The sequence below is a fragment of the Ottowia sp. VDI28 genome (assembly GCF_049532675.1).
Lineage (GTDB): Bacteria > Pseudomonadota > Gammaproteobacteria > Burkholderiales > Burkholderiaceae_C > Ottowia.
In genome coordinates this window covers 651,893-677,197 of record NZ_CP149820.1, presented here as the reverse complement: position 1 = coordinate 677,197, position 25,305 = coordinate 651,893, and the positions used below count along the sequence as shown (strand labels likewise).

25 protein-coding genes and 2 pseudogenes are annotated in these 25,305 nt (G+C 62.7%); 17 read left to right on the top strand and 10 right to left on the bottom strand.

All coding sequences use genetic code 11. The features are described 5' to 3' along the window. Positions 1-47 precede the first annotated feature (47 nt). A complete protein-coding gene (locus WJU18_RS03090) occupies positions 48-794 on the bottom strand; it encodes a helix-turn-helix transcriptional regulator (RefSeq protein ID WP_423458717.1) in 747 nt (248 codons plus the stop codon). 175 nt (positions 795-969) lie between these two features. On the opposite strand from WJU18_RS03090, the gene WJU18_RS03085 reads away from it, so the two are divergent. Then, a complete protein-coding gene (locus WJU18_RS03085; protein ID WP_423458716.1) occupies positions 970-2,052 on the top strand; it encodes an IPTL-CTERM sorting domain-containing protein in 1,083 nt (360 codons plus the stop codon). A 20-nt stretch (positions 2,053-2,072) separates the two neighbouring features. Here the strand turns inward: WJU18_RS03085 and WJU18_RS03080 are convergent. Together WJU18_RS03080 and trpE are read right to left on the bottom strand one after the other, a co-directional pair. Further along, positions 2,073-2,404 (bottom strand): annotated as a pseudogene (locus tag WJU18_RS03080) (chorismate mutase). After that, positions 2,401-3,899: pseudogene (trpE, locus tag WJU18_RS03075) on the bottom strand (anthranilate synthase component I). Before trpE ends, WJU18_RS03080 begins: the two co-directional pseudogenes overlap by 4 nt. A 382-nt stretch (positions 3,900-4,281) precedes the next feature. On the opposite strand from trpE, the gene WJU18_RS03070 reads away from it, so the two are divergent. Continuing rightward, positions 4,282-5,103 (top strand): transglutaminase-like domain-containing protein, encoded by an 822-nt coding sequence (locus tag WJU18_RS03070; RefSeq protein WP_423458715.1) that lies wholly within the window; start codon positions 4,282-4,284, stop codon positions 5,101-5,103. Between the two features lie 55 nt (positions 5,104-5,158). On the opposite strand, the gene WJU18_RS03065 is transcribed toward WJU18_RS03070, so the two are convergent. Together WJU18_RS03065 and WJU18_RS03060 are read right to left on the bottom strand one after the other, a co-directional pair. Beyond that, on the bottom strand, positions 5,159-6,109 hold the full coding sequence (locus WJU18_RS03065) for a succinylglutamate desuccinylase/aspartoacylase family protein (protein ID WP_423458714.1): 951 nt from the start codon (positions 6,107-6,109) through the stop codon (positions 5,159-5,161). A gap of 125 nt (positions 6,110-6,234) precedes the next feature. Continuing rightward, positions 6,235-6,951: a phosphoglycolate phosphatase gene (locus WJU18_RS03060; RefSeq protein ID WP_423458713.1), complete on the bottom strand. Its 717-nt coding sequence runs from the start codon at positions 6,949-6,951 to the stop codon at positions 6,235-6,237. A gap of 113 nt (positions 6,952-7,064) precedes the next feature. Here WJU18_RS03060 and WJU18_RS03055 point away from each other — a divergent pair, with 113 nt between their 5' ends. Further along, positions 7,065-7,508 carry a DsrE family protein gene (locus WJU18_RS03055; RefSeq protein WP_423458712.1) on the top strand — a complete coding sequence of 148 codons (444 nt, stop codon included), beginning with the start codon at positions 7,065-7,067 and terminating at the stop codon, positions 7,506-7,508. Between the two features lie 21 nt (positions 7,509-7,529). On the opposite strand, the gene WJU18_RS03050 is transcribed toward WJU18_RS03055, so the two are convergent. Beyond that, positions 7,530-8,525, bottom strand: coding sequence for a bile acid:sodium symporter family protein (locus WJU18_RS03050; RefSeq protein ID WP_423458711.1), 996 nt, complete (start codon positions 8,523-8,525; stop codon positions 7,530-7,532). Between the two features lie 70 nt (positions 8,526-8,595). Here WJU18_RS03050 and WJU18_RS03045 point away from each other — a divergent pair, with 70 nt between their 5' ends. After that, complete coding sequence (locus WJU18_RS03045; protein ID WP_423458710.1) at positions 8,596-9,498, top strand: LysR family transcriptional regulator; 903 nt, start codon at positions 8,596-8,598, stop codon at positions 9,496-9,498. Here WJU18_RS03045 and WJU18_RS03040 read toward each other — a convergent pair. Beyond that, positions 9,485-10,501 carry a Bug family tripartite tricarboxylate transporter substrate binding protein gene (locus tag WJU18_RS03040; protein ID WP_423458709.1) on the bottom strand — a complete coding sequence of 339 codons (1,017 nt, stop codon included), beginning with the start codon at positions 10,499-10,501 and terminating at the stop codon, positions 9,485-9,487. The genes WJU18_RS03045 and WJU18_RS03040 overlap by 14 nt on opposite strands. Beyond that, positions 10,498-11,220 (bottom strand): RraA family protein, encoded by a 723-nt coding sequence (locus WJU18_RS03035; protein ID WP_423458708.1) that lies wholly within the window; start codon positions 11,218-11,220, stop codon positions 10,498-10,500. The genes WJU18_RS03040 and WJU18_RS03035 overlap by 4 nt, the downstream gene beginning before the upstream one ends. A 124-nt stretch (positions 11,221-11,344) precedes the next feature. On the opposite strand from WJU18_RS03035, the gene gcvA reads away from it, so the two are divergent. Next, complete coding sequence (gcvA, locus tag WJU18_RS03030) at positions 11,345-12,232, top strand: transcriptional regulator GcvA (RefSeq protein ID WP_423458707.1); 888 nt, start codon at positions 11,345-11,347, stop codon at positions 12,230-12,232. Between the two features lie 34 nt (positions 12,233-12,266). Here the strand turns inward: gcvA and rpe are convergent, their stop codons facing one another. Further along, positions 12,267-12,950, bottom strand: coding sequence for a ribulose-phosphate 3-epimerase (gene rpe / locus WJU18_RS03025; protein ID WP_423458706.1), 684 nt, complete (start codon positions 12,948-12,950; stop codon positions 12,267-12,269). Positions 12,951-12,994: 44 nt separating this feature from the next. On the opposite strand from rpe, the gene apaG reads away from it, so the two are divergent. The 10 genes from apaG to WJU18_RS02975 all read left to right on the top strand — a co-directional run bounded on the left by apaG (position 12,995) and on the right by WJU18_RS02975 (position 23,190). Further along, positions 12,995-13,390, top strand: coding sequence for a Co2+/Mg2+ efflux protein ApaG (gene apaG, locus WJU18_RS03020; protein WP_423458705.1), 396 nt, complete (start codon positions 12,995-12,997; stop codon positions 13,388-13,390). Positions 13,391-13,417: 27 nt separating this feature from the next. After that, positions 13,418-15,475 (top strand): site-specific recombinase, encoded by a 2,058-nt coding sequence (locus WJU18_RS03015; protein ID WP_423458704.1) that lies wholly within the window; start codon positions 13,418-13,420, stop codon positions 15,473-15,475. A 322-nt stretch (positions 15,476-15,797) separates the two neighbouring features. Beyond that, on the top strand, positions 15,798-17,081 hold the full coding sequence (locus WJU18_RS03010; RefSeq protein WP_423458703.1) for a cation:proton antiporter: 1,284 nt from the start codon (positions 15,798-15,800) through the stop codon (positions 17,079-17,081). A gap of 17 nt (positions 17,082-17,098) precedes the next feature. Continuing rightward, positions 17,099-18,217 carry a YbdK family carboxylate-amine ligase gene (locus tag WJU18_RS03005; RefSeq protein WP_423460919.1) on the top strand — a complete coding sequence of 373 codons (1,119 nt, stop codon included), beginning with the start codon at positions 17,099-17,101 and terminating at the stop codon, positions 18,215-18,217. An 83-nt stretch (positions 18,218-18,300) separates the two neighbouring features. Beyond that, complete coding sequence (locus tag WJU18_RS03000) at positions 18,301-19,134, top strand: gamma-glutamyl-gamma-aminobutyrate hydrolase family protein (RefSeq protein ID WP_423458702.1); 834 nt, start codon at positions 18,301-18,303, stop codon at positions 19,132-19,134. A 9-nt stretch (positions 19,135-19,143) separates the two neighbouring features. Continuing rightward, positions 19,144-20,145, top strand: coding sequence for a thiamine-phosphate kinase (thiL, locus tag WJU18_RS02995; protein WP_423458701.1), 1,002 nt, complete (start codon positions 19,144-19,146; stop codon positions 20,143-20,145). Between the two features lie 9 nt (positions 20,146-20,154). Then, positions 20,155-20,841, top strand: coding sequence for a helix-turn-helix transcriptional regulator (locus tag WJU18_RS02990; protein WP_423458700.1), 687 nt, complete (start codon positions 20,155-20,157; stop codon positions 20,839-20,841). Positions 20,842-21,063: 222 nt separating this feature from the next. After that, on the top strand, positions 21,064-21,951 hold the full coding sequence (locus WJU18_RS02985) for a plasmid replication/partition related protein (protein ID WP_423458699.1): 888 nt from the start codon (positions 21,064-21,066) through the stop codon (positions 21,949-21,951). 128 nt (positions 21,952-22,079) lie between these two features. Continuing rightward, on the top strand, positions 22,080-22,535 hold the full coding sequence (locus WJU18_RS02980; RefSeq protein WP_423458698.1) for a GFA family protein: 456 nt from the start codon (positions 22,080-22,082) through the stop codon (positions 22,533-22,535). A gap of 43 nt (positions 22,536-22,578) precedes the next feature. Then, complete coding sequence (locus WJU18_RS02975) at positions 22,579-23,190, top strand: glutathione S-transferase family protein (RefSeq protein WP_423458697.1); 612 nt, start codon at positions 22,579-22,581, stop codon at positions 23,188-23,190. 50 nt (positions 23,191-23,240) lie between these two features. On the opposite strand, the gene WJU18_RS02970 is transcribed toward WJU18_RS02975, so the two are convergent. Further along, the gene (locus tag WJU18_RS02970; protein ID WP_423458696.1) at positions 23,241-24,032 is read right to left on the bottom strand and encodes an IclR family transcriptional regulator; all 792 of its coding nucleotides are present in this window, start codon (positions 24,030-24,032) and stop codon (positions 23,241-23,243) included. 182 nt (positions 24,033-24,214) lie between these two features. On the opposite strand from WJU18_RS02970, the gene WJU18_RS02965 reads away from it, so the two are divergent. Together WJU18_RS02965 and WJU18_RS02960 are read left to right on the top strand one after the other, a co-directional pair. Continuing rightward, on the top strand, positions 24,215-24,964 hold the full coding sequence (locus WJU18_RS02965; protein ID WP_423458695.1) for an SDR family NAD(P)-dependent oxidoreductase: 750 nt from the start codon (positions 24,215-24,217) through the stop codon (positions 24,962-24,964). Positions 24,965-24,972: 8 nt separating this feature from the next. Continuing rightward, the gene (locus WJU18_RS02960; protein ID WP_423458694.1) at positions 24,973-25,299 is read left to right on the top strand and encodes an NIPSNAP family protein; all 327 of its coding nucleotides are present in this window, start codon (positions 24,973-24,975) and stop codon (positions 25,297-25,299) included. Positions 25,300-25,305 lie beyond the last annotated feature (6 nt).

Below are 25,305 nucleotides of genomic sequence, written 5' to 3'. Positions count from 1 at the left end.
CCGTTCCTTTGAGTTCTGTGACGCTCAAGGGTAACTGATGCAGCTTGTCAGTGCGCCTGTATCCGCGCCAAAGCATCTCGGCGGTCTACCGCCCCAAGCTTGCGGTAGATGTTCTCCAGATGCCGCTTCACCGTGCCCGCACGCAATCCCAGTATGTCCGCAATCTGGGCATTGGTGTTCCCATTGGCTACCCACTGAAGGACCTCTCGCTCGCGTGCGCTGAGCACGTGCGCGGCTGGAGATGCTGGCGAGAGCGAGTTCAGCGCTGCCGTACGCGCTCGCTGCTGCAGGCAAAGGCGCCGCCATTTCGCCTGAGCGTGTGGCCCCAGCAAGGTCAGTGCGGTGCGTTCGGCGGCTGTGTAGCCGCGCGATGCCCGCGTGACATTGAGCGTGAGCATGCCGCCATGCCCCAGGTCGACATCAAGCGCAAGCCCATCCTGCTGGCCGACCTGTGCATAGGCTTCGCGATAGAGCGCAGTACGTTGCCACTGCTGGCGCGGCAGCAGGTCGGAAATGCTGGTCGCCTGCGAATGACGCCGCCGGTACAAGGGATTGTCGGCCAGATGACGGTGCACGGCCGCATTCACCTCGGCGGGAATCACGCGCGCTGGATCATAGGCGGTGTAGGCCCGAATCTCCGCAATACCGGAAAAATCTGCGACCCGGATGTCGCCAGGCACAACCAATCGCAGCGCATGGAGCAAATGGGTGGCCAATGCGTGCAGGCTGGGGGCGCTATGCACTGCCAGGATCGCCTGGTTGAACTGCTGCAGCTGACGCGTGGACAAGGTCATCAAAAAATACTGCCCGTGGTGTAGCTATGTACCCGCTGCAAACCCAATGGCAGCGCCAATTTCCTGTGGATGATGTGCCGCCGGCACATTTTCAGAGTTCTCACGAAAAGCTAACGTTGAGTATTTCGTAATGTAACGCGCACGCCACCCAGGTGACTAGCGCCAGGAATCACTCATGCATGGTCGTCATCTCAACCGCTTCCACGGATTTCGTACCCCGCTGCCGGCCGCCTTGCTCTGTGGCCTGGTCACGTTCGGCGCGCAGGCGGCCTCCATCACCGTCAACAGCAACACAGCGGACAACACGGCAGGGGATCAACTATGCAGCCTGCGTGAGGCGCTGGACAACGCCCTCTCGGCATGGGATTGGACCAATGGCGACTGCACGGCAGGCACCGGCACAGACACCATCGGGTTCGATCCTGCAGCCTTCCCAGCCGCTAGCCTGACGACCATCAGCCTGAACGGAAGCCCGCTTTACTTTAGTTTCAACACCGCGAACATCACCATTGACGGTGACCAGCGCGTGATGCTGGACGCCGGGTATACATCCCGCGTTCTCTACGCCGAAGGCTCCAGCGTCCAGCTTACGCTGCGGGGTTTGACCCTGAAGGGAGGTGCGACATCGCCAGGTGAAGACGGCGGAGGTATTTACTTGGACAACGGTGTCACATTCCGCCTGGAAAACAGCGTTGTCAGCAGCAATACGGCAGCGGTCAACGGGGGCGGCATTTTCAGTAGAGACAGCACGTTGACCGTTGTCGACAGCCTATTCACCGGTAATCAGGCCGGCGGCGAGGGCGGTGCGATCTACAGTACAGGTAGCGGTTCGCTGACCGTGGACGGCAGCCGCTTCGAGGCCAATACAGGCCAGGCAGTCGGGGGCGCCCTGCGCAGCGGCGTGCCGACAACCATCACCGGCACCACTATCACAGGCAATGCATTGTTGACGCCTGGCTCGGGCGCAGGGGTGTCGTTCACGCTCAACCGTACACGCACACTGAACAACAATACGATTATCAACAACGCCCCTGGCAACAACTGCGGCGGCGAATCGTTCACGGGATCAGGTAATCAGTACTGGCCGCCTAGCGACACGAGCTGTTCGGCAGGAACTGGCACTTTCGTCGACCCCACGCCGGCGCCAGTGCCAACGCCCACCCCAGTGCCGACACTTGAGCAATGGGCGCTGATGCTGCTGTCCACCCTGCTTGCCGGCCTTTCCATGACGAGGATACGCGGCGCCCGTGTGGACTAGGGCGTGTCATCAATTAAAACCTATTCTCCAGGCTTTCGTCCGAGCGAACGCAGGCGCGCAAACTCCTTGTGCTCATAGGCGATGTACGCCTCCATCATGCCGCGGTAGATGGCTTCGATCACATCGGGCTCGCCCCCTCGGCCTCGGCCCGGGCGCGTACCCGGCGCACGATAGTCTCGATGCGAGCCTCGTCGCGCACCTGCTCTGCCTTGGGTTTGTTGATGGCGGCCTGGGTCATGTAGCCGCCCCGCTCCACGAGCAGAGGCACAAGGATGTCATCAAGCGCATCCACGTGCTTACGCACTTCGGCCATGCTGGCACAGGACTGCGTCTTCTCGATGGCTCGGCTCATTCAAGCCCTTCTTCCACCAGTTCAGCAGCGCGCAGCAGAGCCCGGGCCTTGTGCTCGGTTTCTCTCCACTCCATCTCAGGCACTGAATCGGCCACGACGCCGGCAGCCGCCTGCACGTGCAGTTGCTGATCCTTGACGATGGCCGTGCGGATGGCGATGGCCACGTCCATGTCGCCGGCATAGCTGAGATAGCCGCAGGCACCGCCATAGATGCCGCGCTTGACAGGTTCAAGCTGGTCGATCAGTTCCATGGCATGGACCTTGGGCGCGCCCGTAAGCGTGCCGGCGGGGAATGTGGCTTTGAGCACATCCATGTTGGTCATGCCGTCGTTCAAGATGCCTTCGACGTTGCTGACGATGTGCATCACATGGCTGTAGCGCTCCACCGCGAAAGCTTCAGTCACCTTCACGCTGCCGATTTTGGCAATGCGGCCAATGTCGTTGCGCGCCAGGTCAATCAGCATGACGTGCTCGGCACGTTCCTTGGGATCGTTGACCAACTCTTCTTCGGTGGCCTTGTCGAGCTCCGGGGTGGCGCCGCGCGGACGCGTGCCCGCCAGGGGACGGATGGTGATCTTGCGGCCCTCTGCCGTGTTTTCCTGGCGCACCAGAATTTCGGGGCTGGCGCTGACCACGTGAAAATCGCCAAAATCGTAGTAGATCATGTACGGCGAGGGGTTCAGCGAACGCACGGCACGGTACAAGGAAAGGGGCGATTCGGTGTAGCGCTTGCTGATGCGCTGGCCGACCTGCACCTGCATGAAATCGCCCGCCGCGATGAGCCCCTTGGCTTTTTCCACGGCCTCCAGATAGTCTGCCTTGGCAAAACCGCGCTCAGGGGGATGGTTTTGCGAGGGTTTGACCACGGGCGCGCTGACCGAGTATTTCAGTTGCTCACGCAGCGTTTTCAGGCGTTTCTTGGCTTTCGCATACGCTTCTGGCTGCGCAGGATCGGCGTAGACGATGAGGTATAGCTTGCCGGAGAGGTTGTCAATGACGGCCAACTCTTCGCAGTGCATGAGCAGGATGTCCGGCGTGCCCAGGGTATCGGGCGGACAGGTGTTTTCGAGCTTTTTCTCGATATAGCGCACTGTGTCATAGCCGAAATACCCTGCCAGGCCACCACAGAAACGCGGCAGGCCGGGCCGCAATGCGACCTTGAAGCGCTGTTGGTAGGCGGCGATGACATCAAGCGGATTGCCCTGCAAGGTTTCGACAACCTGGCCGTCGGTCACCACTTCCGTGCGCGCCTCGGCGCCGAACCCGCTCGCGCGGACGATGGTGCGCGCGGGCAAGCCAATGAAGCTGTAACGGCCAAAGCGCTCCCCCCAATGACGGATTCGAGCAAAAACGTGTATTTGCCACCGCCCTGGCCTGCGGCGAGTTTCAGATACAGCGAAAGCGGGGTTTCCAGATCGGCGAAGGCCTCGGCCATCAATGGAATGCGGTTATAGCCTTGCGATGCCAGGCTTTTGAATTCGAGTTCAGTGATCACGGGATAGAGCCTCCAAGCTCAATGGCAGCGTGTTCTGCCGTTCATTCTTTCCAAAGTGCCCGGCTCTTTTGCCAAGGGACACTACCTTTGCGCCCGTTGCAGGCGCGCTTCGACAAGTCAGCGTGCAGGCTTACGCCAGGGCCACGCCCCCTGGGCAGCGCTGCCCAGTGGTGAAATGACATTGCGACGAATGAACATGGGCGCTAGTTTAGCAAAGCCTTGCTGCAACCCGGCCGGCAGTCAGCGCTACCTGTCTCTCAAAGACAACTGACACCTTGGCGGGCAGTTCTCCTGCAATCGCTCGGCCGAGATGCGCATTCAATGTCATCAACCCTTTGCACGCCTCATCAGCCTCTTTCTCCAATCAATTCGTCATTCCTACATGCGCATCCGGATCGGCTACGACATCGAACTTGCGGTGAATGCTCCAACCTTGCTGCTCGGTGCACTGCACGTGCATCCGTCGCGGCAGCATGATCTCCTTGCAGCCGAAAACTTTCGGACAAATCCGCCGCTGCGGACCGATCAGTATCACGACAGTTTTGGCAACGTGATCACCCGTATCGCCATTCCCGAGGGCGTGCGGGTGATTCGCCTCACCAACAGTGCGGTGGTTCTGGATCGGGGCGTACCTGATCCGGTGGTGCCCAGCGCGTGCCAGCACACGCTCGACGAATTGCCTCCGGAAACCTACCAGTTTCTGCTGCCCAGCCGCTATAGCGAGGTGGACAGCGAATTGCTCGGCTTTGCGTGGAACCAATTCGGCAACTCCGCGCCCGGCTGGGCTCGCGTACAGGCGATCTGCGACTACGTGCACCAGCACGTCCGTTTCGACTACGAGCAGGCATGCGCCAACAGGACCTCACTTGGCGCCTGGCGGGAGCGCGTTGGTGTCTGCCGTGATTTCGCGCACCTGGCCGTGACGTTGTGCCGGTGCATGAACATTCCGGCGCGCTACACGACCGGCTATCTCGGGGATATCGGCGTGGAGCCTGTGCCTTCACCCATGGATTTCAGTGCCTGGTTCGAGGCCTATCTGGGAGGCCGCTGGCATACCTTCGATGCGCGCCACAACCAGCCCCGGATTGGCCGCATCGTGATAGCCTATGGGAGGGATGCCTCGGATGTGCCGATCACCATGGTGTTCGGCGAAAACCAGCTCCATCGGTTCGAGGTAGTCACGGACGAGCTGCCCGAAGAGTGAGAGGAGACGGCTGTTCCACTGCTTTGAGCCGCATTTCAAGCGTTATGGTTCAAAGTCAGCTCGGTACGGCCAGGTAGAACCACTCCTGGCCAACTTCAGCCTCGGGATAGGGGAAAAGCACGCTGCCGTCGTACGGCGCACGCAGTTCGCGCCCATCGGCACGGCGGGCGATCAGATCACCCGCGCGCACCACGTCGAAGCTGTTCCATTGGCGGACAAGCCGGTCCTCCGGTGACTCACGCAGCACGACGTCCTGAAGCCGGGCAGCTGGCCCATCAAAGCGGGGCGGTGCGGGTACGTCAGCCATGCCCAGCAGCGCCAGCGCACCGCGGATGGCACGCTCGGCCACTCGGATAGCCGCCGGATCTTCGTGCTGACCACACTCGATGGTGACAGCATACCCACCCTGGCTTCGCATGTACTCGTTGGTGCCGATGCCCCCGTCATCCAGTGGTTCGCCGCGCGCGCGGGCCGCGCGATCATAGACATCCAGCCAGCCTTCGACTACCTGATCGACACCAAGCGCACGCGCCAGTTCTGCTTCCTCGTCAGCGCGGCAAAAGGGCTCTCTGGTGCCTTCGTTGTTGCGAGGGCCGACCATGGCAAAGGGAGCACCAGGCGTATGGAATGAATGCAGATCGAGCAATACATCGTGAGCGGCCAACAAGGGGACCAATTGGTGTGTGATGCGATCCTCGTAGTCCTGGGGTTCGGCGCGAGGCACGAAGCGGCGGTTCAGGTTGCGCTCGCCTTCCCGGGTGTTCTGCCCGACAGCCAATGGATTGGCGACGGGCACCAGCGTCAGCCGGCCACGCCGCAGGAGGAGGCGGCCGTGCTGCAAATCATCGATGGCGCGCAGGATGGCATAGGCACCGCAAGTTTCATTGCCGTGCACGGCCCCCATGATCACCAGCGCGGGGCCAGGTGTGAGCGCTGCCCACGTGTGCCACTGCAGTACCTGAGGATTGGCCGCTGCGCGCCTGAGCAACTCGTGTCCACCGTCCATGCTGGGTCGTCTCCTTTGCCATTTGTTGGGAGTTGCTGGCTATTGTGCCTCCTTCAGTGAGCGGGCATCTGCGCAACGCGTGCTCACTTCGTGCACACCCTACGACAGCCCGGGGATTTATGAAGCTATGGGTGTTCTATCCACTGTTTCGCCTCGGCCAGGGAATCAATGAAGCCGTCTGCATCCACTTCTCTTACGGGTTCGCCGTGGTTGTAGCCATAAGTGGTGAGCAGCACGGGGCAGCCAGCGGCGCGTGCGGCCTGTGCATCGTTGGCGGAGTCGCCGATCATCAGGGTTTCGGACGGCGCGCATCCCAGGGCTTTGCATGTCTCGATAAGGGGCAACGGGTCCGGCTTCTTGCGGGCGAAGCTGTCCCCCCCGAAGACATGGGTGAAATAAGCCGATAGCCCCTTGGCTTCAAGCAGAGGTAATGCAAAGGAAAGCGGCTTATTGGTAAGACAAGCCAGCGCAAGGCCCTTTGCTTTCAAGGCCGCGAGGCCTTCCTCTACGCCGGTGAACACGGTGCTGTGCTGGCCGTTGATGCGCAGATAGGCGTCCTGGTAGTAACGCCAGGCAGCGGGCATCAAGGAGTCAGCCGCTGCGTCATCGCCCGCACCCGCTGCCGGCGTGGTGTTCATGAGCGCGGTCTTGATCAGATGTTCGGAGCCTTTACCTACCCATCGGCCAATCTCGGCATGGCTGACCGAGGGGCGTTTCAACTCGGCCAGCATGGTGTTCAAGGCCACCTCGAAGTCACCGAGGGTGTCGATCAGGGTGCCGTCGAGATCGATGATGCAGGCGTGGATGGGGGAAGCGAGGGGGGATGAGCGATGAATCTCCATGCCCCGGAGTATCCAGGAGATCAGAAACACCAGTATCGATGCCAACCATTCACTGTGCAGGTTCTCATGATGTGGTAGCGTCGAGTTTTGACCTCACGACCAAGGAGATTTTCATGTTCAACTCGATTCGCCGCTGGCTCGGTGCTGCAATCATGGCGGTGGCCGGATTGACGATGGCAGGCCATGCGATGGCGCAGGAAGACAAGGTGGTCTATCACATCGATAACGCCGAACAGCAGGCGACCAAGGGGCTGCGCAACATCCGCAACCACCTGGACGTGGCGCCAAAGACCAAGATTGTGGTGGTCACGCACGCGGCGGGGATCGATTTTCTGATGGAGGGGGCCAAGGATAAAAACAACCCCAACATTGACTACGCCTCGCTGGTGAGCGCGTTGAAGGCCCGCGGCGTGACGTTCGAGGTGTGTGAGATTACGCTCAAGACCCGCAACCTGAAAAAGGATCAGTTCATCATGGATGCGGATTTCACGCCCTCGGGAGTGGTGCGCATCGGGCAGTTGCAGTCGCGCGAGCACTACGCTTACATCAAGCCGTAACGCATGGCAGGTCGCTGAGGCCTAGGAGCCAACGGCCGATGAGATGGTCGCGGCAGGCTCAGGCCGCCGCGCATAACGTTGGGCCAGCACCGCGCACACCATGAGCTGCATCTGATGGAAGACCATCAGTGGCAACACGATAGCGCCTACCGCCGACGATGCGAACAACACGTTGGCCATGGGCACCCCGCTGGCAAGGCTCTTCTTGGAGCCGCAGAACACCGCGGTAATTTCATCGGCCTTCGACAAACCCAGGCGCCGCGCAGTCCAAGTGGTCAAAGTCAGCGCCAGTGCCAGCAATACCGCGCAAACGACCAGCAGGCCCGCCAGGGCCGACGCGGAAATCTGCCGCCACAACCCCTCCACCACCGCAGCGCTGAAGGCCGTATACACCACGAGCAGAATCGAGCCGCGGTCTACCAGCGTCAACAGCTTGGCATTTTTCTTGACGAAGCCGCCAATCCACGGCCGCAGCATATGGCCGACGCAAAAAGGCAACATCAGTTGCAGCAGGATCCGGCCGATTGAATCCAGGGATGAGGCGCCTTGACCGTGCGTCACCAGGAGGCTCGCAAGCAGCGGCGTGATGAACACCCCCAACAAGGTGGATGCGGAAGCGCTGCACACCGCCGCCGGAATATTGCCGCGTGCCATCGACGTGAAGGCAATGGCGGACTGCACCGTGGCCGGCAAAACGCAGAGGAACATCACCCCCGTATAAAGCTCAGGTGTGACCAGTGGCTGCAGGACAGGCCGCAGTACCCACCCAAGCACCGGGAACATCACGAAGGTGCTCGCGAGTATGAGCAGGTGCAGTCGCCAATGGGTGATGCCCGCAATGATGGCTTCGCGCGAGAGCTTGGCCCCGTGCAGAAAGAACAGCGCTGCGACGGCTGCTGTCGTCAATGTCTCGAAAAAGTGGACTCCACTGCCTCTGGCGGGCAGCAGGGTCGCCAGGACCACCGTGAATACCAACGCGATGGTGAAATTGTCTGGAAGAAAGCTCGGTCGTGCCATGGCGCCTATTGGACCTGCAATGCATTCAAAAGTGAAATGCATTACTTAGATAGATATATGATTAATTGATATGAATATCACCCTCAGGCAGCTTCGTGTTTTCCGCGCTGTGGCGCTGGAGGGTAATTTCAGCCGGGCAGGTGACAGCATTGGGCTGACGCAGCCAGCCGTGAGCCGTGCCATCCTGGAGCTGGAGACGCAGCTCGGGGTCAGGCTGCTGGATCGCACCACCCGGGATGTCGTGCTCACGGACGCCGGCCATGCGCTGGCCTTGCGGCTTGAACGGGTGCTGGACGAACTGGATCAAACGCTGCAGGACGTGGGCGGTCTCGCACGCGCCCGGCGGGGGAAGGTGCGGGTGGCCAGCAGCCCGACGCTCTCCGCCAATCTCATGCCGTCCTGCATCGCGGCCTGCGCCGAGCGCGAACCCGGCATCCAACTGGTGCTGCTGGACCGCATTCAGCAGGACGTACTCGGTAGCGTGCGTTCGGGAGAAGTCGATTTCGGTGTGGTCATCGAGCCCGTGGGCACGGACGACCTGAACGTCGAGCTCATCATGAAGGACCTGTTTGTGCTGGTCACGCGCCCAGGCCACCCGCTGGCGCATGGCCACGCCGTGAAATGGAGCGCCCTGACCGGATATCCGCTGGTACTGCTGGACCACGCTTCCGGTAGCCGCCGCCTGATCGATACAGCCCTGATCCATCACGGTGCGCATTGCGAGATCGTGCAGGAACTAGGGCATCCGACCACCGTTTTCCGGATGATCGAAGCTGGCATCGGTATCAGCGTGATGCCGGCGCTGGCCATGCCGCCTGGGGGCATCCCCGGTCTCGTGGCGTGCTCGCTCACGCCCGTGGTGCAACGCGATATCGTGCTGGTTCATCGGCGCAACCGAACCCCCTCGCCTTTGGCTCAGAGGGTATGGGAGATTATTCGCGATGTTGCTGGAGCCCGGCTCACTCCGCCTTGATTTGGCGGTCAGCGATGATCTTGGTCCAGCGGCGCTGATCGGCCTGCATGAATGTAGCGAACTCAGCCGGCGTTCCGCCTATGAATTCAGCGCCCTCGTTGGTGAGGGTCTTCATGAACTCAGGCTCCTTCGCCAGCGCCAGAATCTCCTTGTTCAGCCGCTCGATAATGGCAGGCGGCGTCTTGGCAGGAGCGACCACACCGAACCAGGTGCCGGTGACCAGATCAACCCCCTGCTCCTTGAATGTCGGCACACCCGGCATCAGGGGCGTCGGTTTTGCCGACCCGATGGCCAGAACACGCAGCTTGCCTGAAGCCACATGCGCACGCACCGGCAGGATGGTGGGAAACAATAGATCGGTCTCGCCCGTCAGCGTGGAGAGCACTGCGGGGCCGCCTCCCTTGTAGGGCACGTTCAGGAATTTCGTGCCCGTCATCTGCTGGAATAGCTCGGATACCAGATGCGGCGCTGACCCGTTTCCGTAGGTCGCCGAGGTGAACTTACCTGGTGCGTCCTTGGCGGCCTGGATAATTTCGGCCAAATTGGCCGCCTTGACTTTAGGGTTGACAGCCAACACAACCGGAGAGTTGGCCAGAAGGGCAACAGGAGCGAAATCCTTCTCGACCCGATAGGGCAGAGATGGGTAGAGGCCCGTGGCCGCAGTAAACGACGAGCTCGCCATGAGGAGTGTGTAGCCGTCCGGCGCGGCGCGCGCAACCGCGACACTGCCGATAGTGGTTCCAGCACCTGGGCGGTTGTCGATCACGAGCGGCTGGCCTAGCCGCCGCGCCAAGTGCTCGCCCATCAGGCGCGCCAACGTGTCGACTCCCCCAGAGGGCGCGAAGGGCACAATGAGCCGAATCGGCCGGTTTGGGTAGTCGGCTTGCGCAAACGCTGTCCCAGAAGCTGCCAGCGCCAGGGGGAATATCAAGCCGGTCAGTACGGCGCGAGAAGAGCGGCGCAGGGCCCGAACAGAGAACATGGCAACTTTCTGGGTATTCATTCGGTCTTCGGCAAATCGGCGATATGGGTTCCTGCGTCGATGGCTTGGCACTTGATTTCTTCAGCCTTCGCGATCTTCTGCGCCATTGCCAGTACCTCGGCGGCGCGGGAGATGGGAACGAAACAGACGCCCGTGTCGTCCGCGTACACGACATCGCCACAGGTCACCCGCACGCCCGCGATATCCACGTCGCCATTGATCTCCATGGTCTCGATACGCCATTTGCCCGTGCGAGGTGTGATCTCGGAGGCCCAGACCGGATAGTCCATGGCACGCGAGTGCGCGACATCCCGGATACCGCCCATGATGATGGCGCCGACTTCACCGTGGCGCTTGCCGGTCTGAGCCGAGATCCCGCCCATGTTGGAGACGCCCGCGACGCCCTGAATCACCAGCACATCGCCTGGCTGTGCCAGGTTGTGCGCTTCGAATTCGGCCATACGGTTAGTGACGGCCTTCGCCGCCTCATATTCGTTACCCTGCTGCAGCGCGTTGCGTACAGTGAGCGCGGTGCCAACGATTGACTTGCCGCCAATCGTAGGCTTGAGTACCGAGGCTCCGACGACACCGGGAATGCCCAGCCTGTCCATCACATCCGAGATCACGCCGCTCGCGTCCTGCAGCGCGCGATAGCCCTCCAGTATCTCCACTGGAGCGCGCGGCACGCTCATAAGGCGAATGCGTGACCTATCTATCTTGCCTGTGAGCCGAATGTCCATCGAATATCTCCAGAAACTTGAGTTCGTGCGGATTCTGGCCTTTCATGGCAGAGCGCTCAAGCGACTAAAATTCCTCTTCGATTGAGAAAAAATCACTCCACCTCTTTCCCCCGTTCCTCATGCCATGAGCCTGCCGCCCCTGAATGCCATCCGCGTTTTCGAGGCCATTGGCCGCACGGGCAGCGTGAAGGCGGCCGCTGAAGAGCTATTTGTGACACCGGGCGCAGCGAGCCGGCAACTAGCCAAGCTGGAGGAAAGCCTTCAGGCTCCGCTCTTCAAACGTTCGCATCGGCAGATCGCGCTGACACCGGCCGGCCAGCGCTACTTCGAGACTGTCAGCGAGGTGTTGATCCAGCTTTCGGACGCCACGGATGAAATCAGAGCCTCCAAGGGCCGCAGACCTCTGCACATCTGGTGTCCGATGACCTTCGGCCAACGTTGGCTGGTGCCGCGTCTGCAGGCGTTTCGTGCACAGTACCCGGATCGCGATGTGATCTTCACCACGTCGCTGGGGCCCATCGATCGCAATTCGACCACTACGGACGTGGCCATACGCATTGGCCGCGGCTCCTGGCCTGGCTGTGTCTGCCACCGGCTGATGCCGATCCGCCTTACGCCGGTATGCAGCCCGACCCTCGTTGAGCAGACAGGGCCGTTCCGTTCGGCGCGCGATCTGCTGCGCACCACCTTGCTGCAGTCTTCCGCGAGGCCAGCGTACTGGCGCATCTGGCTGGAAGCCGCAGGCGCAAAGGAAATCGATCCCGATCGCGGTATCACGTTCGAAAGCGTGAGCCTGGCCTATCAGATGGCTGTCTCCGGCGCGGGCGTGGCCATGGGCCAAGGCGTCCTCGTCGCGGAAGATCTGCGATCAGGGCGTCTGGTAGCGCCGTTTCCGCTGGTGACGGATTCGATGGATGCCTTCTATCTCATCTACCCCAATCGCCTGTCGCACGATCCATTCGTTTGCCAGTTCAGGGATTGGGTGCTGAAGGAGGCGAACCGCCCTCTTTAGCGCGGGCTCATGGCCTCAGGGGCTCCAACCAGCCCTACTTCCGAAGCTGGTCGCGCATGTCGCGAATCACGGCCGCGTAGTCCTTCTGGCCAAAGATGGCGCTGCCGGCCACGAATGTGTCGGCGCCGGCATTGGCGACTTCCCTGATGTTGGCGGCCTTGATGCCACCGTCTACCTCTAGCCGGATATCCTTGCCTGACGCATCGATGCGCTTGCGAGCAGCCTCCACCTTGCGCAGGGCGCTGTCTATGAAGGCCTGGCCGCCAAAACCGGGGTTGACGCTCATGATCAGGATCAGATCGATGTCGTCGATCAGCCAGTCGAGCACGTCCAGCGGTGTGGCGGGGTTGAAGACCAACCCGGCCTGGCAGCCTGCCGCCTTGATGGCCTGAACACTCCGGTGCGGGTGCGCGCTGGCTTCGGGGTGGAAACTGATCAGATCGGCGCCGGCTTGCGCGAAGGCCTGCGCCAACGCGTCCACCGGCTGCACCATCATGTGCACATCCATGGGCACCGGCTGGCCGTCGGCCCGCTTGGCGTGGGGTTTGATGGCCTGGCAGATCATGGGGCCGAATGTGAGGTTCGGCACGTAGTGGTTGTCCATGACGTCGAAATGAATCCAGTCGGCGCCGGCGGCAATCACGTTTTTGACCTCTTCACCCAGGCGCGCGAAGTCGGCCGAGAGGATGGAGGGGGCGATGCGGTAGGTCGTGGTCATGATCAGGCGATTGTCGCGCCGTTTCCAGAGTTACCATTGGCATCATGCCCAAATATCAGTTCAGCGTGGAGGTAGAGCCACAATTCCTGCCCGACCAATCGGAGCCGGCACGCGAGCTATATGGCTTTGCCTACACCATCACGGTGCAAAACACAGGCGATGTGCCAGCGCAGTTGATTTCGCGCCACTGGATCATCAATGACGCGCGCGGCCACACGGAAGAGGTGCGAGGCCTGGGCGTGGTGGGCCAGCAGCCTCTGCTCAAGCCCGGCGAAGCCTTTCAATACACCAGCGGCTGCCGCCTGCGCACGGCCACTGGCACCATGCATGGCAGCTATTTCTGCGTAGCCGCCGATGGCGAGCGGTTCGAGGTCGAAATCCCGCTTTTCGTGCTGGATGCCAGCGATGGCGGCAGCGGCACCCGCCGCGTGCTGCACTGACCCTCCCCCTCCCTTCTTCATCCTCCCATGGCGACATCCCAGCTCGAGCTGATCCAACATCTGCGCGCGCTCGACCCAGAAGCGCCGATCGCTGATCGCCATCTCTGGCTGATCGAGCTGCTGAATTGGGTACGTGGCGAATCCCATGATCCGGAAGCCGCGGTCGCCCGGGTACGCATGCTGCTGGATGCAGCGGAACTGCGCCCGGAGTGGCTCCAGCTGTGGCACCACTGGTGGGCCCAATTTCTCTCCACAACCGACGCCACCCCGTTGCTTGCAGACCTGGGCTTTGCGCCGCACGCCGCCTTTTTCAGCGAACTCACCAACCGCCTGCGCCGCAAAATGCTGCCAGTGACGCCGGAAACGACCGACCTGGGCGAGCTGTTCGATCTGCTGTTCCCGAGCGAATTCGATGCCAAATGGCTGCGCGCCCTGGACACCGACACCCTGCGGCGCTTGCGGGCGCTCCTGTTTCATGCAGCCCCAGGCGACCAACCGGCGAAGCCCGACTACGCGCAGCGGGTGCTGCTGGACGCGCTGACCTACGCGCTCGGCCAGATCAACGCGGCGGGGCTGTCTCCCGACATTCGCACCCGCATGTCGCCCGAGGCCATGCGGGCGCGGCCTTTCCATGACCTGCCCACGATCTTCGAGACGCTGCGCCACGCGGTACTGGAGCACGGCCGGGACAGCGCGCCCTCGCTGGTGGCGATTTCCCAACTGCGCGAACAGCTCGATGCCTGCCGTGCGGCCGCGTACTCCGTGTATGCGCACCTGGAGGAGCACGGGATCTCGGTCCACATCGAGTTCCAGATGCGCCAGCTCCGCCAGCGCATCATCCGCGTGAAAGCGTTGCTGCTGTGTCTGGAAACGGATGCCCCTGCGCAAGCGACGGCCCAACTGCTGTCCCATCTGGTCCGTGTAAACCGTGATAGCCGAAGCTTGCGCTCGCTGATGCGCACCAGCACCGAGCTGCTGGCAGCCAAGGTGACCGAGCGGAATGCCGAAACCGGCGAACACTACATCACCCGCACGCCAAGCGACTACGGCCGGATGCTGCGTGCAGCAGCGGGTGGCGGCACCGTGATGGCCTTTACGACCTGGGCGAAACTGCTGATCGTCTCGCTGGGCATGTCCGCGTTCTGGGGCGGCCTGACGGCCGGATTGAACTATGCGCTGTCTTTCGTGGTTATCATGCTGCTGCATTGGACGGTGGCCACCAAGCAGCCCGCCATGACCGCGCCGGCCATGGCGGCCAAGCTCAAGAACATGGACGCGCCGGACGCTGCCGAGAATTTCGTCTCCGAGGTGGTGTACCTGCTGCGCTCACAGTTTGTCGCTATCGTGGGTAACCTGGGGCTGGTGATCCCAGTGGTGATGCTCATTACCCTGGGTTTGAATTACCTGGGCTGGGACGGCGTTCTGGATCTCAAGCATTCACGCCAGATCCTCGCCGAGCACCACATGCTAGGGCTCACGGTGGTGTTCGCTGCCGGTACCGGCCTGCTGCTGTTCGCCTCGAGCCTGATCGCGGGCTGGGTGGAAAACTGGTTCGTGTTCCATCGTCTCGACTCCGTAATTGCTTACCACCCGCGCAGCACGCATTTGCTGGGCAAGGAGCGCGCTGTGCGTTGGGGGCGCTACTGGGCGACCCACATCTCAGGCTATACGGCCAATATTTCGCTGGGCCTCATGCTGGGGCTGATCCCGCCCATCCTGCGTTTCTTCGGTATCGGCTTCGAGGTACGCCACGTCACCCTGGTGTCCGGCCAGATCGCGGCCGCTAGCGTGGAACTGGGTATGCAGGTGCTGCATCAGCCCGCCTTCTGGTGGGCCGTGGGCGGCATCGCGGTGACCGGGTTGATGAACGTGGCCTGTAGCTTCTACTTCGCCTTCCGGCTGGCGCTGACGGCGCACAACATCACGGGCGTGAATCGGCGCCGCATGTATATGGCGGTGGGCCGCCGCATGCTCCGTCAGCCGCTCTCGTTCGTGCTGCCCGTCCGTGTGAAGTCTGCGCAGGCCCCATCGGAAGACGCCCTATCGAACGAAGCCACCCTGGAATCCGCTCAAAAACCAGGGTGATTTTCCTACACATCGGCGCGCTGGCCGTGCTGGGTAGTGCGTTAGTATGTAGTCTTTAGACATTATCCCTTTCAAGTTTTTTGGTGAGAGAGAAGGCAGCACTTGGATCGATGATCAGGCGGCTTGCCCCCATTCCGGCCCTCCCCCAAAAAGGGAGAAAAGCCCTCACTTCCGCCCTCTTCTGCAAGCAGGAGAGAGTCAACGTCCAAAAACCGCTGAGCAGCCCATGCGCGGGCCACCGCGGAGCTGGCCCCTGCCAGGCCGCCAGTGGCGTCCCCTTCAGAGGGGAAGGCGCGTCGGCGCCTCAGAGGGGAGCAACAATTTGAATAACGCACTTCCGGCCACATGGGCCAACTGGATTCAGCCCACAGCGGGTTTGCCGGCCCTTGAATGGGCGCTGCTGCTGGCCGTCGCCGCGCTTGCCGGCCATCTGGTGCAACGCTATGCGCACATACCGAAGATAGTCGGCTACGCCGTGGTGGGGGCCATTACCGGCCTGACTGGCTTTGCAGATGCCGCATGGCCTCTTCGAGGCGTGGGCCTCTTCCTGTTGGAACTGGGCATCGCGGTGGTGCTGTTCGAGGCCGGGGCGCGCCTGCCGCTGCGCTGGTTCCGCCACAACCCCATGGTGCTGGTGCAAAGCGCAGCTGAATCGCTGCTGACCTTTTTCGCGGCGTTTGCGGCGCTGCGCTGGCTGGGACTGGATATCGCCGTGGTGCGCGCGCTGTCGGTGATCGCGGTGGCGGCCTCGCCTGCCGTGCTGATGCGCGTGGTGTCCGATCTGCGTGCCTCCGGCCCGGTGACCGACCGCGCTGTCGCCCTGACCACCCTCAACACACTGTATGCGCTAACCATCGGCACCGCCATGCTGCGCTCGATCGACCGCGCGGACAGCACGCTGCTGGCATCAATGGCCGCAACCGCCGCCGTGCTGGGCGTCTCTCTGCTGATCGGCGCGTTGCTCGCCGGTTTGTTGACGGCGGTGCTGCGCTTCATGAACCCGACCAGCGAGGACACCACCATCGTCATGTTGGCGCTGATCGGCGCGTGTGCCGCCACGGCCCCGCCATTCGGCGGATCGGCCCCGCTCGTGGCCCTGTTGGGCGGCATTTTGCTCAAGCAGGTGCACCCCCGGCCCTGGGTGTGGCCCCGCCAACTGGGCACCGCGGCATCGATGCTCACCATCCTGATGTTCGTTCTGGTGTCTTCGATGGCGGCGCAGGCGGACTGGACGCTCGGTGTGGCGGGGGCCGCTATCCTGCTGATCGCGGTTCGCGCGCTGGCCAAGATGATCAGCCTCCTGCTGACCAGCTTCGGCAGTGGCCTTTCGCTGAAAAAATCGCTCTGGGTGAGTGGTGCCATGGTGCCGATGTCTTCAGTGTCCCTTCTGCTGACCTCGCAGTTCGTGGCCGCCTCGCACACCATCGGCTCGCAGGTGGCCAACATCGCCTTGCCGGTGATTCTCACCACCGAACTGCTGGGCGCGGTGCTGGTCACTGCCGTGCTTTACCAGGCCGGCGAAGCGGGCAAGCCCTGGCGCGATGCCGGCCTGCCCATCTCCGATACCTCCGGCACGCCCGGAACGTCCGAAGGTAAAACCCCATGAGCGCAGAAGACCGTTCATTGCGCCTGGAGCCATTCAGCCAATCCGAGCCGCTGACCATCGGCGTGGAGCTGGAACTGCAGCTCGTCAACACGCACGACTATGACCTGGCGCCCTATGCAGAGGACATGCTGCGCCTGATGGGCAAGATCGATCTGCCCGGCAGCGTGGTGCCCGAGATGACCTCGGGCATGATCGAAATCTCGACTGGTGTCTGCCACAGCTGGAGCGAGGCGCTCGGCCAGCTTTCGCAAATCCGCGATGCCCTGGTGAAATGCGCCGACAAGCTGAACATTGCCGTGGTTGGCGGGGGCACGCATCCGTTTCAGCAGTGGCACCAGCGGCGCATTTATGACAAGCCGCGCTTTCATGAGCTTTCGGCCCTTTATGGCTACCTGACAAAGCAGTTCACCATTTTTGGCCAGCACGTGCATGTGGGCTGCCCTGACGCCGACTCGGCGCTCTACACGCTGCACTGCATGTCGCGCTACATTCCGCATTTCATCGCGCTGGCGGCTTCCAGCCCTTATGTGCAGGGACACGATACTGCGTTCGATTCGGCACGTCTCAATTCCGTTTTTGCATTCCCGCTCTCGGGCCGCGCGCCCTGCCTGCTGACCTGGGCCGAGTTTGAAGCCTACTTCGAGAAGATGACCCGTACCGGGGTGGTCAAGAGCATGAAGGATTTCTATTGGGACATCCGGCCCAAGCCCGAATATGGCACCATCGAAGTGCGCGTGTTCGACACACCACTCACCGTGGAGCGCGCCGCGGCGCTGGCAGGCTACGTGCAATCCCTGGCGGCCTGGTTCCAGGCCGAGCATCCTTTCACGCCCACCGAGGACGACTATCTCGTCTACAGCTACAACCGGTTCCAGGCCTGCCGGTTCGGGCTGGAGGCGGTGTATGTCGATCCGCCGACCGGTGAGCATATGCCGCTGCGCGAGCACATGCTGAGCACCATGAAGCAGTTGGCACCTTACGCCGAAAAGTGCGAAGCGACCGAAGCCTTGGGCTTGCTGCAAGCCGAGGTCAACGACAACCGTAACGACGCCCGCCGGCTGCGCGAGCGCCAGGGCCAGGAACGGCTGTTGGGAGAAGTGATACGGCAGGCGGCCAGCCGCTTTCGCGGGAAATGAGTTGAAACGACTCGAATCTCAGGGTTGAAGGTTTAGCGAGACAATATTCACCTGTCCCGCTGAGCGCTGAACACTTCACCACAATGTCTCTTCGAATCGGCATCTCCGCCCGCCTGCTGCACAGCCCCCCGCCCGGGCTGGGGCTACCGCGAAAGCGTCTGCAGTTCCTGGAAAGCAACATGGCGCAATGGATCATGTCGCACGGTGTGGTGGCCTTGATGATCCCCTTCATAGACGAGCGCGTACCACGCAAACGCCGCCATGCGCCGCTGAGGGATCTGGTGGAAAACCTGGACGGGCTGGTGCTGCAGGGCGGAGCCGATGTGAGCGCCGAAATCTACGGTGCCAAACCCTGGAGAGAAGACACCGACAGCGACCCCATCCGCGATGAATACGAGCTGGATTTGCTGCGCGGCTTCATTGAGGCCGGCAAACCGGTGCTGGGCATCTGCCGAGGAGCTCAACTGCTGAACGTCTACTTCGGCGGCACGCTGATCCAGGACATTCCCTCTCAGTGGCCGGGCTCCATCCGCCACATGGATGATCTGGACTACGACCGCCTGACCCATGAGGTGCACTTTCTGCCCGGCTCACGCCTGTCGGATATCTATGGCTATGAGCCGCAACGCGTGACCAGCATCCACCATCAGTGCGTCGACCGCCTCGGCCAAGGCTTGGTGCTCGAAGCGCGCAGCCCGATCGATCTGGTGCCCGAAGCCATTCGCCATACCGGGGCGCCCTTTGTCATGGGGGTACAGTGGCACCCCGAGTTTCATCTGGGAGGCGCCGAAGAACAACCAGGCGTGCTTGACAGCGGCCCTTTGATGATGGCCTTTCTGAAAGCCGCTGCCAGACGCGCCGGCCGCATGCGCCGCTTGACGGATGGTGTTGCGCACGTGCGCGAGAAGATCAGGTGACGCGCTGGCATGGGCGAATTCGAACTGATCGAGCGCTTTTTCAAGCAACCCGCCAAAGCGCAACCACCTTCCCGGACGGTGGCGCTGGGCATTGGCGACGACTGCGCGCTGTTGCAGCCGGAGTCGGGCATGCAGATCGCCATCAGCAGCGACATGCTGGTCGAAGGCCGCCATTTTTTCCCCGAGGTCGCCCCTGCCTCGCTTGGCCACAAGGCGCTGGCTGTCAACCTGAGCGATCTCGCCGCCATGGGTGCGGAGCCACTCGGTTTCACCCTGGCGCTGGCACTGCCAGCCGAGCGCGCACGCGATGAGCAGTGGCTTGAGGCCTTTTCCGGCGGACTGCTGGCGCTGGCCGAAACGCACCGTTGCCCTCTGATTGGCGGTGACACGACTGCCGGCCCGCTCAACCTGTGTATCACCGTATTCGGCCAATTGCCCGCCGGACAGGCCCTGCGGCGCGATGGCGCTCGCGTGAATGACGATATCTGGGTCAGCGGCACGTTGGGCGACGCGCGGCTGGCCCTGGGTGCGCTGCGGGGCGAATGGGGTTTGCCGGCAGACGTGCTGCCCCTCGCCCGCCAGCGGCTCGAGCGCCCCACCCCGCGCCTGGCGCTCGGCCTGGGCCTGCGCGGCATCGCGAGTGCGTGCGCCGACGTGAGCGACGGCCTCGCTGGCGATCTGGGCCACATCCTGAAAGCCAGCGCCGTCGGGGCCTGCCTCGATGCCGCCGCGGCCGCTCATCTGACGGCTGCAGGCGCTTGCCCCTCCTTGGCGGGCGCTTCGTTCGATTCCGACGCATTGCGACGGATAGCGCTTACCGGCGGAGATGACTATGAGCTCGTCTTCACCGCCCCAGCCTCAGCCCGCGCTGCCGTACTATCCGCCGGCGCGCGCGCGGATACGCTCGTCACCCGCATCGGCCGGATCGAAGTCTCGCCGGGCCTGCGCCTGATGGAGGCGGACGGCCGGTCCGCGCCGCTGGCGGCGCGCGCGTTCGACCACTTCGCGTAGGCGTCCTCCGTGTCCCGCGCCGCCCGCCTGCTCCAGTTGCTGGAACACCTGCGCCTTCACCGGATGCCAGTGGCGGGCAACGCGCTGGCGGAAACCTTGGGGGTGAGCCTGCGTACGCTGTACCGTGACATCGCCACGCTGCGGGATCAGGGCGCGGCGATTGAAGGCGATCCGGGCGTGGGCTACGTCTTGAAGCCAGGTTTCACGCTGCCGCCGTTGATGTTTTCCGCGGACGAATTGGAAGCACTGGTGCTCGGCGCACGCTGGGTAGCAGGCCATGCAGCAGACCCTGAGTTGGCGCATGCCGCGCAAACCGCGATGGCGCGCATCAGCGGTGTGCTGCCGCCTGAACTCCGTCTGGGCATCGATACCAACGGCCTTTTCGTGCCCAAGCGCGGCGATGCACCTCCACCTGCGCCCTGGCTTCCCGCGCTGCGCCAGGCTATCCGCGCCGAACACGCCTTGCTGCTCGACTACCGAGATGAGAATGATTGCGTCACGCAGCGCCGCATCTGGCCGTTTGCGATGGCTTTTTTTGATCATGCCCGGCTGATCGCGGCATGGTGCGAGCTGCGTCAGGATTTCCGCCACTTCCGCGCTGACCGCGTCGTGGCGCTTTGCGACACAGGCGAGCGTTATCCGCCCCGGCGGCATCAGCTCATCCAGCGCTGGCGCGAGCAAACGTGCATGTCTTGAGTTCGTGAGCGAGGGCCATCGGGTGCTGGAATGCGGGAAGTGAGCAGCCGAGGAGAGGTGGCGCCGTGAAAGCCCCCATCCCAGCCGTCCCCCAACGGGGGAAGGGGCAGGACCGCGGGGCACTGCGCGCTTAGAATTTCGCCCTTTCGTTTCTCCTGTCCGCGCCTGCATGGTCCGGCCAGGGCGGTTCGCCAATCATCCTCTCGCGCCTGATACTTGCCCATGGATATCGTTGTCAAGGAAGACCTCAAAGCCTATATCGATCCCCTCACCCCTGACGAATATGCTGCGCTCGAGCGCAGCATCCTGGCAGAAGGTTGCCGCGATGCGCTGGTGATCTGGGGTGATCTGCTGATCGATGGCCACAACCGCTACAGCATCTGCCAGAAACACGGCCTGCCCTTCTCCACAGTGCAGGCTCGCCAATTCCAGACGCTGGAAGACGTACATCTTTGGATGATCGACCAGCACCTGGGCCGGCGCAGCATTTCGGACTTCCAGCGCGGCGTGCTTGCCCTGCGCAAGCGCGACATCCTGGAAACTCGCCTGAAGACAGAGCAAGCCCGGCAGCAAACCCCGCAGACAACTGGTACGCCTGCCGGCCCAGCCAGCGACCCACCGCCCGATATGGACGGCGATGGCAGCTCTACGGCGCATGAGGCCAATGCCGATACAGCTCCTGCCGCTGGCCGCGCGGACACGCGTCTGCTGTCCAGCCGTGAAGCCCTGGCCAAGGCCGCGCGCATCAGCAGCACCCAGGTGCGGATGATCGAGACCATCCAGAACCAGGCTGCGCCTGAGGTGGTCGCTGCGGTCAAAGCTGGAGACATCAAGCTCAGCACTGCAGCCATGATCGCCAGCCTTCCCGCTGAAGAGCAGGTACAAGCGGCTCATGGCGGCGCCAAGGAATTGCGCCAGGCCGCCAAGCGGGTGCGTGAAGCCAAACGCAAGCCCAAGCCAGATGCCACCGCCCCAAGCGCTGATGAAGCAGAGCCGACTTCGTCCGAGCACAGTGTTGAAAGCCTGCTGGCCCGCGTGCACGAATTGGAAACCGAGAACGCCAGCCTGCGCGCGCGCCTCACGCAATTGCAGGCCGACCTCGTAGACTGACCCCCGCGGTCCCTTCGCACCGGGACTTTGAACACGTTCTAAGGCAGCCATGCTGCTGACAGAAACTGGCAGTGGTATTGCGCACACTGGCTGCACGCCCTAGAGGCCGCACCCCAATGGAGATTCGCATGCCCTCATCTACCGATCATCCGCTTCCGCACCAGGCCAACGCGTTGAAAGTGGCTTGCCCTTGTGGCGCTGTGCATCTGCACATCAGCGGCGAGCCGCTGGCACAGTTCTATTGCCATTGCGATGACTGCCAAGCGGCACATTCCGCAGCCTACGTCGCAGAATCCGTCTACCCCGCCTCTGCGGTCCTGGTCGCGCAAGGAGCCCCGCGGCCTCATGTGGTTCGCACCACGCCTCGCCTCAGTTGCACCTCATGCGGCACGCGTCTGTTCGCGGAGATCGCGGCCGGGGATGGCCTGCGGGGAGTTAACGCCTATCTGCTGCCACCGGGTGCGTTCCAGCCGCAATTTCACATCCATTGCCAGCACGCCGTGCTGCCCGTGATGGACGACCTGCCACACTATCGGGGCTTTCCAGCGGCGTTCGGCGGCACCGATGAACGTGTCGAGTGGTGAACCCTTCCGTATCTTTTCCGCTTTTGTTGACCAGGAGAACCCCATGACTGCTTCTCTCACCTTCTACACCCACCCCATGTCGCGTGGCCGTGTAGCACGCTGGATGCTCGAGGAAACCGGCCTGCCCTATGAGACCGTGCTGCTCGAATATGGCAGCACGATGAAAGCCCCCGAATACCGCGCCATCAATCCCATGGGCAAAGTGCCAGCGATCAAACATGGCGACACGGTGGTCACCGAGAATGCCGCCATTGCCATGTACCTGGCCGATCTGGTGCCGGACAAGCAGCTCGCGCCCCCCGTAGGCAGCGCCGAACGCGGCCCCTACTACCGTTGGATCAGCTTCATGGGGCCGCTGGAGCAACTGATGGTGGCCAAGACCGGCGGCCATGCGCTGCCCGATCCGCGCATGGCCGGCTTCGGCACCGAGCAGGACCTGCTGGACACGTTGGAGGGCGCGCTCAAGGACAAGGAGCATCTGGCCGGCAACCACTTCACCGCGGCTGATCTGCTGGTGGCGGCTTCCGTAGGCTGGTACCTGCAATTCAAGCTCCTGGAGGCGCGGCCGGCTTTCGTGCAGTTCGCCACCCGCCACAGGCCCCGCCCTGCGGCCAAGCGCGCGGATGAGATCGATACAGCGCTGTTGGCCGCGTAGTTGAGGGCCATGTAGACAGATGCCGAGCTGGAGCTCGGCGGCCCCAGGCCTCAACCCGCCAGCCATCCAGCGCGGCGACGCCCACGCAGTTGGCGTTCAACCCCTCTGCAGGCGGCTTGCAGCGCCTCGCGGATGCTGTGCAGGCGAGGAGTGGTCATCCGTTGCGACAGGGCCGCGACGCTCAAAGCACCGACGGCCTGACCCATGGTGTCTCGAAACGGCACGCCCACGGCAGTGACGCCGAGATTGATCGTGCCTTCGATGACGGCGGCGCCGCGCTCACGCGTTGCGCGGCATGCTTCGGCGATGGACTCGGCCGTCAAGTGACCAAACGCGTCCAGCTTGGATGCCACCCGCTCGATGATTTCACCGCGCTCCTCGTCTTCCAGCGCTGACAGGATCGCCAAGCCGCCCGCCCCCACACCGAGCGGGCGCCGGCTGCCCACTTCGAGCACCAGCGTGCGGATGGGAAAGGAACCCTCCCGCCGATGCATGCACACCGCGTCGAATCCGCTTCGCATGACCAGATAGATCGTGTCTTCCGTGGCCTCGGCCAGCGTATCCATGGTGTGGTCGCACAGATCACGGATGTCGTACATCGTGGAGCCCGCCATGCCGAGTTCGAATGCCAGCGGGCCCAGGCGGTAGCGCTTGAGTTCGGGGTGGCGATCGACCAACCGCTCGGCGCTGAGTTGCTTGAGCACGCGGTGAACCGAAGGGTGTGGAAGCCCGGCATGGGCGGCGATCTCCGTCAGGGACAAGCCACGCGCTCCTGCGGTGGCCAACAGCTTCAGGATCGTCACGCCCCGCTTGAGCGAACCGGCATCAGCATTGGAAGGCATATCCGTTAATAGAACAGTTTGAAGGCGACGTACCAATCATTACAGCATGCAATCACTCATCCGGCAGAGGCGTAGCTTGCAGAAATTCGGCCTCTCAATTCATGTTCGATAAATGGACAAATGATGGACGCCAAGAAGGGGAGTCCATAAATTCGGGTTAAGCAACTCAAGCAGCCAGAGAGATGACCCCACCCACATTGACCGGCAAGTTCGCCATCGTTACTGGAGGAAGCAGCGGCATCGGCGCGGCCTGCGCCCGGGCACTTGCCTCGGAAGGCGCCCAGGTCGTGGTGACCTACCACCGCGGCCAGGAGCGCGCGGAGGCGGTGCTGAAGGAACTCCCCGGCACAGGCCACCTTGCCATCGCGCTCGTACTCGACGACATCGACAGCCACGAAGCCTTCGCCGAGCGCGTAGGCCGTGAGACGGGCCGGGTGGATATTCTCGTCAACTCCGCCGGCTATACGCAGCGCATCGCACACGCCGATCTGGACACCATGGACGGAAAGCTCTTCAACGAGATTCTTCTCGCCAACGCAGGCGGCCCGTTCTCCATCACCCGGGCACTGCTGCCGCTGCTGCAAAACAGCGGTGATGGCCTGGTGGTGAACATCTCCTCGGTTTCCGCCTTCACCGGCTCGGGCAGCAATGTGGCCTATTGCGCGGCCAAGGCGGCGCTGGACACCCTCACCATGTCGCTGGCGCGCGCCTTCGGGCCCAAGGTGCGCTTTCTCAGCGTGTCTCCGGCTTCAGTGGATACGGATTTCGTCGCCGGACGCAGCCGGGAAGAATTGCAGAAGAAGGCCGCGCAGACACCATTAGGCAGGGTAGTCACGCCCGAAGATGTGGCGAATGCGGTGCTTGCCTGCGCCACGCACTTGAAAACCGCTACCGGAACACGCCTCGTGATCGACGGCGGGCACACGCTGTAGGCGCCGCCATGATCGTCGAGGAACGCACCTACACCACGCATCCGGGCCAATGGCGCGCCTACCTGGCGCTCTATGAGGCCGAGGGTATGGCCATCCAGAAACGCATCCTGGGCCGGATGGTGGGCTACTACCACACCGATATTGGCGAACTCAACCAGATCGTTCACCTGTGGGCCTACACCGACCTGAACGAGCGTGCCGAGCGGCGTGCCCGGTTGATGGAAGACCCGGGCTTCAGGGCCTATGTCGCCAAGATGATGCCGATGCTGCAAAGCCAAAGCTCCCGCATCCTGCAACCGGCTTCCTTTTTCCAACCCCAGTGGCTGGCCCCGTAGGAACGA